The organism is Acidovorax sp. ACV01, assembly GCF_014851495.1.
In the GTDB taxonomy this organism is placed as follows: domain Bacteria; phylum Pseudomonadota; class Gammaproteobacteria; order Burkholderiales; family Burkholderiaceae_C; genus Acidovorax; species Acidovorax radicis.
This window is the reverse complement of sequence record NZ_JACUZT010000004.1, coordinates 191,704-204,316: the sequence shown is the minus strand read 5'-3', so window position 1 is coordinate 204,316 and position 12,613 is coordinate 191,704. Positions and strand designations below refer to the sequence as shown.

Annotated in this window: 13 protein-coding genes; 8 read left to right on the top strand and 5 right to left on the bottom strand. The window is 65.7% G+C overall.

The window, feature by feature from the left end; genetic code table 11:
• From IB243_RS13515 to IB243_RS13480, 8 genes are all read left to right on the top strand, one after another.
• Complete coding sequence (locus tag IB243_RS13515; protein WP_010461918.1) at nt 1-423, top strand: BLUF domain-containing protein; 423 nt, start codon at nt 1-3, stop codon at nt 421-423.
• A 248-nt stretch (nt 424-671) separates the two neighbouring features.
• Nucleotides 672-1,553, top strand: a complete 882-nt coding sequence (locus tag IB243_RS13510; RefSeq protein WP_057228806.1) for a DMT family transporter — start codon at nt 672-674, stop codon at nt 1,551-1,553.
• A complete protein-coding gene (locus IB243_RS13505) occupies nt 1,550-2,434 on the top strand; it encodes a DUF429 domain-containing protein (RefSeq protein ID WP_192427674.1) in 885 nt (294 codons plus the stop codon). The genes IB243_RS13510 and IB243_RS13505 overlap by 4 nt, the downstream gene beginning before the upstream one ends.
• Before the next feature lie 36 nt (nt 2,435-2,470).
• Nucleotides 2,471-2,695: a hypothetical protein gene (locus tag IB243_RS13500; protein ID WP_192427672.1), complete on the top strand. Its 225-nt coding sequence runs from the start codon at nt 2,471-2,473 to the stop codon at nt 2,693-2,695.
• Nucleotides 2,696-2,831: 136 nt separating this feature from the next.
• On the top strand, nt 2,832-3,503 hold the full coding sequence (locus IB243_RS13495; RefSeq protein ID WP_192427670.1) for a histidine phosphatase family protein: 672 nt from the start codon (nt 2,832-2,834) through the stop codon (nt 3,501-3,503).
• Between the two features lie 500 nt (nt 3,504-4,003).
• The gene (locus tag IB243_RS13490; RefSeq protein ID WP_192427668.1) at nt 4,004-4,777 is read left to right on the top strand and encodes a hypothetical protein; all 774 of its coding nucleotides are present in this window, start codon (nt 4,004-4,006) and stop codon (nt 4,775-4,777) included.
• Between the two features lie 20 nt (nt 4,778-4,797).
• Nucleotides 4,798-6,540 (top strand): ABC transporter permease subunit, encoded by a 1,743-nt coding sequence (locus tag IB243_RS13485; protein ID WP_192428039.1) that lies wholly within the window; start codon nt 4,798-4,800, stop codon nt 6,538-6,540.
• 5 nt (nt 6,541-6,545) lie between these two features.
• Nucleotides 6,546-7,898: a nitrate/sulfonate/bicarbonate ABC transporter ATP-binding protein gene (locus tag IB243_RS13480; RefSeq protein WP_192428037.1), complete on the top strand. Its 1,353-nt coding sequence runs from the start codon at nt 6,546-6,548 to the stop codon at nt 7,896-7,898.
• Between the two features lie 169 nt (nt 7,899-8,067).
• On the opposite strand, the gene IB243_RS13475 is transcribed toward IB243_RS13480, so the two are convergent.
• The 5 genes from IB243_RS13475 to IB243_RS13455 all read right to left on the bottom strand — a co-directional run bounded on the left by IB243_RS13475 (nt 8,068) and on the right by IB243_RS13455 (nt 12,403).
• Complete coding sequence (locus tag IB243_RS13475; protein WP_192427667.1) at nt 8,068-8,313, bottom strand: hypothetical protein; 246 nt, start codon at nt 8,311-8,313, stop codon at nt 8,068-8,070.
• Between the two features lie 41 nt (nt 8,314-8,354).
• Nucleotides 8,355-8,876 (bottom strand): DUF2695 domain-containing protein, encoded by a 522-nt coding sequence (locus tag IB243_RS13470; RefSeq protein WP_010461899.1) that lies wholly within the window; start codon nt 8,874-8,876, stop codon nt 8,355-8,357.
• A gap of 4 nt (nt 8,877-8,880) precedes the next feature.
• Nucleotides 8,881-10,242: a tetratricopeptide repeat protein gene (locus tag IB243_RS13465; RefSeq protein ID WP_192427665.1), complete on the bottom strand. Its 1,362-nt coding sequence runs from the start codon at nt 10,240-10,242 to the stop codon at nt 8,881-8,883.
• 23 nt (nt 10,243-10,265) lie between these two features.
• Complete coding sequence (locus IB243_RS13460) at nt 10,266-10,874, bottom strand: hypothetical protein (RefSeq protein WP_010461896.1); 609 nt, start codon at nt 10,872-10,874, stop codon at nt 10,266-10,268.
• A 125-nt stretch (nt 10,875-10,999) separates the two neighbouring features.
• Entirely contained in the window at nt 11,000-12,403 is a 1,404-nt protein-coding gene (locus IB243_RS13455; RefSeq protein WP_192427663.1) for an amidase, read from the bottom strand.
• Nucleotides 12,404-12,613 lie beyond the last annotated feature (210 nt).

Below are 12,613 nucleotides of genomic sequence, written 5' to 3'. Positions count from 1 at the left end.
ATGTTGGTACGCCTGCTTTACGCCAGCCGCGCTGTCGATACCTCGCCCGCCGCCATTGAGGCCATCCTGACCCAGTCGCGCCAGCACAATCCGGGCTGCGGCATCACGGGCGTGCTTTGTTACGGCGGCGGGGTCTTCCTGCAAGCCATCGAGGGTGGCCGCTCCGCCGTGAGCGACCTGTATGGCCACATCCAGAAGGATCCGCGCCACAAGAACGTGGAATTGCTGCACTACGAGGAAATCGCCGAGCGCCGCTTTGGCGGCTGGACGATGGGGCAGGTCAACCTGTCCAAGATCAACCATTCGATCCTGCTCAAGTATTCCGAAAAGCCCGAGCTGGACCCGTATGCGGTCTCGGGCAAGGTGTCGTTTGCGTTGCTGGAAGAGTTGATGGCAACCGCCTCCATCATCGGAAGAGCTTAGAGATCACCCCCCTGAGGCGCTGCGCGCCTTCCCCCCGCTCTCGCACCGCTGCGCGGTGCGAGAGCGGGGGGACGCCACCGGTGCGGCGGGGCGGCCCTTGCACGGTGGCCGCTTGTCTGGGCCGCGCCAGTTGCGGGCGTTGTGGGCGGTGCGCAGCCCTTGAATCGATAAACTCTCTTGGCCACATCAAGCCGCAGTCGCCATGGCGCTGCGGCTTTTTGCATTCAAGCCCTTTCTCTTTCTGACCCGTGACCTTCACCGCCTTCGCCCTCATCATCCTCGCCGGCCTTATCCACGCGTGCTGGAACATCGTGGCCAAGAAGGCCGGGGGGGACTCGCGGTTTGCGTTCTTCACCTCGGTGATCATGATGGTTGTCTGGGCGCCGCTGGGCTGGTGGCTGGGGCGTGACGCGGTGCCGCAGTGGGGCGCTGTGGAGTGGGGCTTTGTGGCCGCCAGCGGGCTGTTGCATGTGGCGTATTTCGTCATCTTGCTGCGCGGCTACCGCGTGGCGGACCTCACGGTGGTGTACCCGCTGGCGCGCGGCTCGGGGCCGCTGTTGTCGTCGCTGGTGGCCATCACGCTGCTGGGAGAGCAGATCTCGGCGCTGGGTGCCTTGGGCATCGTGGGCGTGGTGGGGGGCGTGTTCCTGATTGCGGGCGGCCCGGGCCTGCTGCGCGCCGCGCACGACCCTGCCGCACGGGCGCGGGTGCACAAAGGCATGTTGTACGGCCTGCTCACGGGGGCCTTCATTGCCAGCTACACGGTGGTCGACGGCTATGCGGTCAAGTTTCTGCTGATGTCGCCCATTCTGGTGGACTACATGGGCAACTTTGTGCGTGTGGGCCTGCTGGCGCCGGTGGTGCTGCGCGACCTGCCCACGGCCCGCACGCTGTGGCTGGCGCAGTGGCGTTTTGCCCTGGCCGTGGCGGTGGTCAGCCCCGTGGCCTATGTGCTGGTGCTGTATGCCATGCAGCAGGCACCCCTGTCGCACGTGGCCCCGGCGCGCGAGGTGTCCATGCTGTTTGCCGCCCTCATCGGCGGGCACCTGCTGGGCGAGGGTGACCGCATGGCGCGCATTTTTGGCGCGCTGTGCATTGCGGCAGGCGTCACGGCGTTGGCCTTGGGATGACGGCCGCCGCACCACAAACCCTGCTGCTGGGCTGCGACTTCTCCAGCAGCCCCACGCGGCGCAAACCCATCGTGCTGGCTCTGGGCCAACGCCGGGGCGCACGCGTACAGCTCGCTGCGCTGGAGCGGTTCGATACCCTGGCCGCGTTCGGCCGATGGCTGTCTCAGCCCGGCGACTGGGTGGGCGGCTTTGACCTGCCTTTTGGCCTGCCGCGCGAGCTGGTGCAGGCGTTGGGTTGGCCCACAGACTGGCTGGCGTGCATGCAACACTACCGCAGCCTCAGCCGCGCGCAGATCCGCGACCAGTTCGCAGCGTTCTGCGATGCCCGCCCGGTGGGTGGAAAATTTGCCCACCGCGGCACCGACGGCCCCGCAGGCTCCAGCCCCTCGATGAAATGGGTGAACCCGCCCGTGGCGTACATGCTGCACGCGGGTGTGCCATTGCTGCTGGACGCCGGTGTGCATGTGCCGGGCCTGCACGATGGCGACCCCCGCCGCGTGGGGCTGGAGGCCTACCCCGGTCTTTTGGCGCGTGAGGTGCTGCAGCGGCGCAGCTACAAGAGCGATGACCGTGCCAAGCAGACCCCCGAGCGACTTATCGCCCGCAAGGACCTTCTCACTGCGCTGGAGGTCGGCCAGACCCGGCTGGGCCTGCGCCTGGCGCTCAGCCACGCCCAGCGCGATGCCCTCGTGGACGACGCCAGCGGCGACAGCCTGGATGCCGTGTTGTGCCTGCTGCAAGCTGCCTGGGCCGAGCGGCGCCATGCCGAGGGCGGCGACGCGCTGTATGGCCTGCCACCGGGGCTGGACCCGCTGGAGGGCTGGATCGTGACGGCCAATGCCCCCGCTTTTCAAGGCATCGGCCCGGCACACGGTGCGTAGCATGGCCGGGACACGCTAGATGTTTCCCCCACCGCCATGCCCGTTGTTTCCCGTTTCCTGTTCGCCCTGGCCCTGCTGACCCCGCTAACGCCGCTGGTGCAGGCCGCCCCCGCGCTCTGGTACTACTGGCGCAGCACGGTGGACGGTGCGCGGGTCTGTGCACAAACCTCCCCCGGCCAGGGCTGGCAGCGCGACAGCGCCGCGCACGAAGGCCCCGGCTGCCGGCCGCGCCGCAAAGTGCTCATCGTGCCCATGCGGTAGCAGAGAGCGCCCGGCACCACGTGCCTGTCTGCCTGCGTTCGGTTGTTATAAAAATCATAGCTATAAGCGCTTTGTACATAAGCGCTAGCAAGCAAAAATTCTTGCAATAGTGTGTATGCATTCGATAATGGAGCGTATGACCGAACTGATCCTGATCCGCCACGGAGAGACCGACTGGAACCGCGAACTGCGCTTTCAAGGCCATGTGGACGTGCCCCTCAACGCCACAGGCCACGAACAGGCCCGCCGCCTGGCCGAACGCCTGGCCGCCGACCAGCTGGTGGTGGACCACCTGGTCTGCAGCGACCTCATCCGCACGCAGCAGACCGCCAGCCCCAGCCTGCAGGTGCTGCTCCCGCAACTGCATATCGACACCCTCACCGACAGCAGCCTGCGCGAGCAAAACTTCGGCATCGTGGACGGCAAGCGGGTGGACGACGTCAAGGCGGACCACGCCGATGCGTGGGAGCGATGGCTGCGCTTTGAAGCCGACTACGGCATGCCTGGGGGCGAGACCACCCGCCAGTTCCACACCCGCGTGATGGACGCCGTGCGCCGCATCGCGCAGCAGTACCAGGGCCAGAAGGTCATGGTCGTGACCCATGGCGGCGTGCTCGACATGATCTGGCGCACAGCCCGTGGCACGGGCCTGGATGGCCCCCGCCAGAGCGACATCCCCAACGCCGGCCTCAACCGCGTGCGGGTGGATGGCGATGCCGTGGAGGTGCTGGACTGGGCCGATGTGCGGCACCTGGCCGATCTGCCGGCGCAGCCGGTGTACGACCAGACGAAGCTGCTGGTGCGGTGAAACCGGGGCGTGGCCGGGGCAGCGTGGCTTGACGGCGCTTTTGCTTGGCAGGTTCCGTCGCTGCCGTGCCCCGCGCATCAAAAAAATGGGAACCGCCTCGCTCCGTATATAGATTTCGTAAAGATTGCAGAGGCTGGCTTGACGCTCGGTTTTGTGCGGTGCAATATTCGCCCCGTCGTCACTTCGGAGCCGCGCGCGTGGACAGTGCCAGTTGTAGATCAGGTGTGAAGAGCGCCCTTGCGGGTGCGGCACATTCGGCTGCGTAGCGCCCTGAGTCCGCGCTGTGTGCCGCATGGCCGCAGCGATGTGTTTGCCCCTTTGTGGCAAGCCATTTCTTAACGTTTCACCACAAACCGGGCCGCATTGCCGCGTGCTCGTCACACCCCATCTTTCCAATGCAGAAGCTTGCGGGCCGCAACAGCGGCGCGTTGCTGCGCCACGCCCGGCTGTTTTCAAAGCCCCCCGAAAGCCACAAGGCCAAGGAAGCCAGAAAGAGTCCCATGAGCCGAAAAGAACCCACACGCCGTGTGCCCGCAGCAGGCTGCACGCGCGGCCCGTTCCTCCCCACAATGCGCGCAGTGCGATCCATGCGCCCCGGCCTGCCAACGCGCCGGCACCTGGGCGCTGCAGCTGCCGTGCTGGGTTTTGCCCTGCAGGAAGCCCATGCAGCGGGCGGCCACCACGCGGTGGACGACGCTGCCATCCTGGAGCCCGGCCAGTGCCAGGTTGAAACCTGGGCAGACCGGGAGCGCGGGGGCGGCCGCACGCTGGTGCACCTGGGCTCGGCCTGCCGGATCGGCCCGCTGGAGCTGGGCCTGAACCTGGACCGCACGCGCTGGTCTGGCAGTGATGCAGCAGTGAGCGGAGGCCCGCAGGTCAAATGGGCCGCGCCGCTGACCGAATCGCTCAGTGTGGGTGTCGTGGTCTCGGCCGCCTGGCAGGACGCCCGGCCACGGTTTGCTGGCAGCGCGGTGGTGTTCCCCGTGACCTGGCAACCGGCCGAGCGCCTGGCAGTCCATATGAACCTGGGCCGTGATTTCCGCCGCCAAGGGCCCGATCTCCCGCGCAGCAGCGCAGCCCTGGAGTGGACCACCACGCCGCATTGGTCGCTGGTGGCAGAACGCTTCCGTGAGAGCGACGCCAGCTTCTGGCGCCTGGGCGCGCGCTACGCGGTGACCGACGCGCTCAGCGTGGACCTGAGCCAGGCGCGGGCTGTTGCAGGCGGTGCACCCGCCTGGTGGACGGTGGGGCTCAACTGGTCCTTCCAGCGGTGATGTCGGCCATGCACTGCAACCTGAAAAGCACCGCGCCCCAACTCGCCGTCAACGAAAGCCCCCGTGGTTTTGGCTGGGTGGATGGCCTGGTCCTGCTGGCCTTGATGGGGCTGCTATGGAGCGCCTTGCACTTTGGCAAGGGCATGCTCGTGCACTTCGATGCGGCGAGCACGCCCCCGCTCGACATGTCGCCCGGCCAGATTCCCTACTACGCCGGGCGCACGCTGCTGCGCATGTGGGTCGCCTTCGGCTTTTCGCTGTTCTTCGCGATTGCCGTCGGTTACCTGGCGGCCAAGAGCCGCGCGGCCCGCGCCGTCATCCTGCCGGCGCTGGACGTGCTGCAGTCGGTGCCCGTGCTGGGCTTTTTGTCGGCCACCGTGGCGGGGTTCATGGCGCTGTTTCCCGGCAGTCTGCTGGGGGTGGAGTGCGCGGCCATCTTCGCGATCTTCACGGGGCAGGTGTGGAACATGGCCTTTGGTTTCTACCACTCGATGGTCACGATCCCGGGCGACATGCAGGAGGCCGCGTCGAACTACGGCCTGAGCCGCTGGCAGCGATTTCGCACCCTGGAACTGCCGGCCTCCACGCACAGCCTGATCTGGAACTCGATGATGTCCTTCGGTGGCGGGTGGTTCTTTGTGGCGCAGAGCGAAGCCATCAGCGTGATGAACAAGGACATCCAGCTGCCAGGCCTGGGCTCGTACATGGCGCAGGCCATCGCGCTGGGCGACCGCCAGGCCGCGCTCTGGGCGGTGCTGGCCATGCTGTTGTTGATCCTGGTCAGCGACCAGCTGGTGTGGCGCCCCCTGCTGGCCTGGGCCGACAAGTTCAAGGTGGAGTTGACGGAATCTGCTGCGCCAGCCACCTCATGGGTGTACGGCCTGCTGCGCCGGGCCTATGTGTTCAGCTGGCTCGGCCGGGCGGTGTGGCGGCCACTCACAGACGTGTTGCAGGGCCTGTTCCTGCGCCAGCGGCCTGGCAGGGGCAGCTCTTTCCGAAAAGGCAACCCATGGCCCCTGCGCGCCCTGGGCCTGGCTGCCGCAGCGTGGCTGGGCTTCGAGGTATTGCGGGGCCTGATCGCTGCCATCTCTGCGCTGCACGGTGCGGTCACGCTGGGCATGGTCGCCCACATCGTGGGGCTGGGCTTTTTGACGCTGCTGCGCGTGGTGGCCATGACCGTGCTCGCCACGCTCGTCTGGACGCCGGTGGGCGTGTGGATCGGGTTTCACCCACGGGTGGCGAAGTGGATGCAGCCCCTCGCGCAGATTGGCGCGTCGTTCCCCGTGAACATGACGTTTCCCATCGTGGTGGGCTTCTTTGTCGCCACGCAGACCCCGATGAACTGGGGCAGCATCCTGCTGATTGCGATGGGCACGCAGTGGTACATCCTGTTCAACGTGATCGCGGGCGCAATGGCCATCCCCAACGACCTGAAGGAGGCCGCGCGCGTGTATGGCCTGCGCAACTGGGCGCTGTGGCGCACCCTGATCCTGCCCGCGATCTTTCCTTTCTGGGTCACCGGGGCGTGCACGGCCGCAGGCGGTGCGTGGAACGCCAGCATCGTCGCCGAACTCGCCACCTGGGGCGATACGACCTTGCAGGCCGATGGCCTGGGTGCCTTCATTGCGCAGGCCACGAAGTCGGGCAACACGCCGCTCATCATCGCCAGCATCGCGGTGATGTCGGTCTTCGTTTTGCTGATGAACAAACTGATCTGGCGGCGCCTGTATGCGTTTGCAGAACGCCGCTTTCGCCTGGACTGAACATGATGATGACGAACTCCGTGCCCACCCACAACGCCGCAGCACCCATCGCCCAGCTGTGTGCGGTCAACAAGTCCTTCACCATCGCGGGGGGCCACGAGCTCAAGGTGCTCGACAACATCGACCTCGACATCCACGAGGGCGAAATGCTGGCCCTGCTGGGGCAATCGGGTTCGGGCAAGTCAACCATCCTGCGCTGCCTCACAGGCCTGATAGAGCCCAGCTCTGGCCGTGTGCTGGCCGATGGTCGGCCCCTGCACGGCGTCAACCCCGATGCCTCAGTGGTGTTCCAGACCTTTGCGCTCTACCCCTGGCTCACGGTGGCGCAGAACGTGGCGGTGGGCCTGATGGCGCACCGCACAAGCCGGGCCGAGCGCGATGCGGCGGTGGGGCGGGCCATCGAGTTGATTGGCCTGGGCAACCACCATGCGGCCTATCCGCGTGAACTTTCGGGCGGCATGCGCCAGCGTGTGGGCATTGCCCGTGCGCTGGTGTCTCAGCCCCGGCTGCTGTGCCTGGACGAGGCGTTCAGCGCCCTGGATGTGCTCACCGCAGAGAACCTGCGCCAGGAGCTGATAACACTGTGGCGGGGCCGGGGAACGGGCCCGAGTTCGGTCTTCATGGTCACCCACAACATCGAGGAAGCGGTGGAGATGGCCACGCGCATCGTGGTGCTGTTCCCACACCCTGGCAGGCTGGGCCTGGTGCTGGAGAACCCGCTGCCTTACCCGCGCGACAGCCGGGATCCGGAGTTCCAGCGCTTGGTGAAGGTCATCCACGAAACCATCACCACCATGACGCTGCCCGACCTGCCAGCCGAAACCCCTGTGGCGGGCCACCCCATCTCACGCGCACGCGGCCGCATGGAGTCCATCCCGCTGGTGCCAGTGGCGCAGATCCTGGGCCTCTTGAGCATTCTTCACGACACGCCGGAGCTGTCGAACATCTACGACATCTCGGACGAAATCGGCAAAGAGTTCGGAGAGACCATCGCGCTGGTCAAAGCCGCAGAAATTCTGGAGCTGATCGACACGCCCAAGGACGAGGTCCGCTTCACGGAGCTGGGCCGACGTTTTGTGGCCGCCGACCGCCAGGGACGGCGCGCCATCTTCGCCGAGCAGGTGTTCAAGCTGCGCATCTTCCACATCATCATCGCCCTGCTCAAGGAGTACGAGGAAGTGGATGCATCCCGGGTGATCAAGGACATCGGCAGCGCGCTGCCTTACGACAACCCGGAGAAAACCTTCCAGACCATGATCGCCTGGGGACGCTACGCGGGGCTGATGGACTGCAATCCGAATACGCAGAAGGTGTTTGTGCCGAAGGATGAGGAGCGTGCGGAGGACGCGGGCCGTTGACGCGGGGCGCCACCGTGTGCGGGTGGTGGGCGATGCGGTAGAGGTGCTGGACTGGGGGATGTGCGGCACCTGGCGGATTTGCAGGCGCAGCCGGTGTGTGTGCAGATGAAGCTGCTTTTGCGGTCAGGGCCGCGCCCCTGAAATGCCCCGTATGCGGGCTGGCGACGCTCTAGTTGCTAACCCAGACGGTTTGTGCCGGATGGTGCTCGCGGATGGTTTCCAATGCGTCTTGAATGCCTGCTATGTCATCATGCTCTAAAGCATAGTTGAACCCGGAAACGTCCATACCTTGCATGCGGAGAGCTGTGAGCTCTTCTGCCGACAAAACACCATCAACGACCCAAAGCGGAAAGTCCCAGATGTTGAGTTTGGAAAAACTTTCGTATCCGCAGCGATTCAGAGCGAAGAAGACCAAGGAAAGCTCCCGGAATGGACATCAAGGCAAATGGTGGCTATTCATATTACGTTGTGCAGGACCTCGCAATCGCAGTATCCGCCCCAGTGGCGAAGTGCTTTTAGCTTTGAATCGATCTTGGTGGGCGAATGCGTAGCCAACCAACAACGGGTCTGTTCGAGAGAGTGGTTGCACAACTGTTTGGAAAGCGCGTGCTCAAGAAAGCTTCCAAGGCCTGCAAGCTCTACTGGGCTGATGAGAAGCTCGGTCCATTTTTTCTCATACTCCCTCAGCAATGCCAAGCGTTTCAGATCCTTGGCCTCTCGTTGGGAAGAAAGCCGGATCGCTAGTTCGAGACTTGCTCGTGCTCCCGGATAGTTCAACAGGCACTCTTGCACCGTACTCAGGAGCCGGTGGGCTTGCGCCTCGCTTTCATGGAGCAGGATAAATGCCTGGATGTCAGTTTTCGCCTTCAAAAGCGCGGGAATAGCCTTGGGCGACGGGGCCCTTCGCTCATACGAAGACTGCCCGGTGAGCTTTTGGGCGGCGATCAATTGAGAGCGCAGTTCAGCAATGGTTGTCATCGTTTTAAAGTGGGCTTCGCTGTTCCACCGGCAACCCCAACACCCCATTAACCACTCCCACCTGCCTCGCCAACCGCATCGACTCCAGCTGCGCATTCGCCATCGGCTGCAGCACATTCTGCACCGCCGCCCACTGCCCGTTGCGCTGCAGAGCATCCATCCAGATCTGGTGGAACAGGTCGCGCTGCGCATGGCTGCCGCCGATCTCGATGAGCCTTGGCAATGCAATGCCCACCTGCTGTACTGCCGTGGCCCAGTCGCCCTGCGCGTGCGCGAGCAGGCCATGCGCGGCCGGCACGCACACCTGCTGCCACACGGTGCGCTCCTGCGCCTCAGTGCGGGTGGCGGCGTGGGCTTCGATGTTGTGTTGCAGCGTGCGTGCGGCCTCTGTGCGGCCTGCACGGGCCAGGCCGTAGAGGTATTGCAGGTCCAGAAAGGGCAGCACGTGGTCGGACAAGCGCAGTGCCAAGTGGTCGGCCACATCGGCCCAGCGATTTCCCACATTCACACCGGCCAGTTCCAGCCGGGCCAGCAGCGAGACGGCGTTGATCTGGTCCTGCGTGTACTCCTTGACCACGCCCCACACCTGCGCGTCGTAGAGCGCAAGTACCTCGGCGTGCCGGTCTTGCTCCAGCAGGAAGAGCGCCTGGTGCCACCAGTTGTGCGTGACCATGAAGGAGTTGAGCCCCGTCCAGGTGTCGCTCACGCTGGCCATGAAGTCTGTGCCTTCGCGGATGCGCCCCTGGGTCAGCATCACATGCGCCAGCGCGTGGTGGGCCCAGGGCTCCTTGCGGCGCAGGTGCACGGCGTGGCGCGCGGCGGCTTCCGCCTGGTCCAGCAGGTGGCATTGTTCCCAGCCAAAGGCGAGCATGCCGTGCAGGTAGGGCACGTCGGCAGCGGCGGGCACGGCCTGCAGGGCCAGCCGCAGCATGCCGGGTGAGTCACCCCGGTTGAACAGGTGGTACTGGCCGAGCTTGAGTGATGCCAGGTCGCGGGGGTGCAGGCGGGCCTGTTCTTCGTGCAGGGCGATGGCGCCGGGCAGGTCGCCATCCACCCAGGCGGCCACGGCGGCCACAAAACGCTGTTCGCGCTCGCTGGCCTGGTGGGCGTGGGCCAGCGCCTGGTCGATGAAGGGGCGGGCGTTGCGGGGGGCGTCGGCCGATTCGGCAAACATGTGCAGCGCCGCGCAGCTGGCTTGCACGATGGGGCTGGTGTCTGCTGCCGCGTTCAGCACATTCACCGCGCGGGCTTCGCACGCAATGAAGCCTTCCACAAAGTCGTTCAGGGCAGCCGCGCTGGCCGGGTCGTGCAACGTGACGGAGTTACCCAGGCTATCGGTCATGCGGGTGTGCGTGGAGGATGGCATGGGGCATTGTTGGAGGCGGTGGGTCAACCGCCTTTGATAAGGGTCAGATACGCGTTGCGAGTCTCGGCGGACACCGAAGCCACGAGCTGTTCGTGCGGCGTCTGGTGGCGCGCCAGCATGCGGGCCGTGGCAATGGTCTTGGACTTGCAGAACCAATGGCAGGTGTGCTGCATGAGGAACAGTTCGGCAGTCATCATGAAGGCCCGGTCCTTGGGTGAGAGGTGGCTGGTGTTTTGCACCACATGGGCAATGCCCCGCGCGTGGATCGCCAACGCCTTGCGCATGTCGAAGGTCATGGCGGGCAGCAGCTTTTCAGCAAACGGGATGGCCATGGAAAGGCGGCTGACCCGCGCGTCCGCCTCGTTCACCTTGGCGAAGTCGGCGGCAAAGCGGTTGAACTGCTCGGTCAGCTGTGATTCGGTGGTGCTCAGCAGGCTCCAGATCTGGTTGCGGCGCTCGTCCGTGCTCTCGCCCAGGGCACGCAGGTAGCCGTCGGTAAGTGCCTCCATGAGCTTCTCGATCTGGTAGTTGGCCAGGTGGCTGCCCAGGAGCGCGATGCGCTTGCGCTGCTCCTTGGCGTTGAGCATGTAGGTGCCGGTGGCGATGAGAATCGCCAGGATAAGGATGTCCATGCGGTGGTTGCGTAAGGTGTTGTAGGGGTGGGGTCCAGGGCATTTGCCCGCTATCGAATGGCGGGGCAGCACACCCAGAGCATGCCCTCAAGGTTACCAACAACAGCGCATCGGCCTGCCAAGGGTTAAGCCGCAGGCGGCTGGGGCCAGGCCCGCTGTGGCTCGCGGATCAGCTCGAATGCGTGCGCCACCTGCAGCACCCCAAGGTCGTCAAAACGGGCGCCTGCAATCTGCAGGCCGATGGGCAGACCATTGCGGGTGTAGCCGCAGTTGACCGAAGCCGCAGGCTGCTCAGACATGTTGAAGGGCACGGTAAACCCGATGTGCTCCAGCGGGCGCAGCGGGTCGTTGGTGGGCGAGGGCAGCTCGGCCTGGAAGGCGGGCATGGGTGCCACGGGCGAGATCACATAGTCAAAGGCGCTGCAGGCTTTGACGGTGTTCACGCGGGTCAGGTGGAACTGGTGGCTGGCGTTGAAGACTTCGGTGCCGCTCATGCCTGCGGCGCTGTCTGCCCAGGTGCGAATGTAGGGCAGCACCTTGTCGCGCTGCCGCGCTGGAAGGGCCTTCAGGTCGGTGTGCGAACGCATGCGCCAGAAATGGTCCATGCCGTCGAGCATGGCCTGGGTCATGAAGGGCACCATGGGCACGATGGTGGCGCCCGCTGCCTCCATGAGTTTGGCTGCACGTTCCACGGCGGCCTTCACCTCGGGCTCCACCGGCAGTCCACAGCCGGCGTCCAGCAGCAAGCCGATGCGCAGGCCGCGCAGGCGCTCGGCCCCCTTGTTGAACTGGCTCCAGGCAATGTCCTGCGCGGGCAGGCTCATGCTGTCGCGCGCGTCGGGCTGGCTGAGCACCTGCATCATCAGCGCGGCGTCTGCCACGGTGCGCGTCATGGGGCCTGCGGCACGGCCGGTGTAGGGCGGGTCGATGGGGATGCGGCCCAGGCTGGGCTTGAGGCTGAAGATGCCGCACCAGCTGGCTGGCAGGCGCAGCGAGCCGCCGATGTCCGTGCCGATGTGCAGCGGGCCGTAGCCTGCGGCGGCTGCCGCACCACCGCCGGCGCTGGAGCCGCCGGGCCCTTTGCGGGTGTCCCACGGGTTGCGCGAGAGCGGGTGGAAGGTGGACAGGCCTGAGGACAACATGCCGTAGTCGGGCATGGTGGTCTTGGCCACGATGACGGCACCGGCCTCGCGCATGCGGGCGGCGGGCGGCGCATCGGCAGCGGCAGGCACCAGCTCCACGGCTGCAGTGCCCAGAGGTGTCGGGTCGCCTTGCGTGGCGATGTTTTCCTTGATGGTGCTGGGCACGCCGTCCAGCGCGCCCATGGGCTCGCCCCGCAGCCAGCGCGCTTCGGACGCACGGGCTTGCGCCAGGGCTGCTTCGGGACGCAGCAGGTAGGTGGCGCGGATGTGTGGTTCCCAGCGCTCGATGTGGGCCAGCACGGCCTGCGTAACCTCGACGGGTGACAGCGTGCGCTGGCGGTAGGCGGCAATCAGGTCGTGGGCGGGCAGGTCGTGCAAGGCAGTCATGTCGGGAGTTTTACAAGTAAAAAAGGCTGCTACCGCCTATTGGTAAAGCGCTAACAGCTATTGTTTTAGGAGCAATCTGCTCCCGCAGGTTTTAGTGATTCATGGCGCCGCGCGCTACCCGCAGCCCCTGAAACTGGCGCGGCCCAAGCGCGGGCAGCCGAGCAAGGGCCGCCCCGCAGCGAGGGCTGCGTCCCCCTGCCCGCGCGCAGC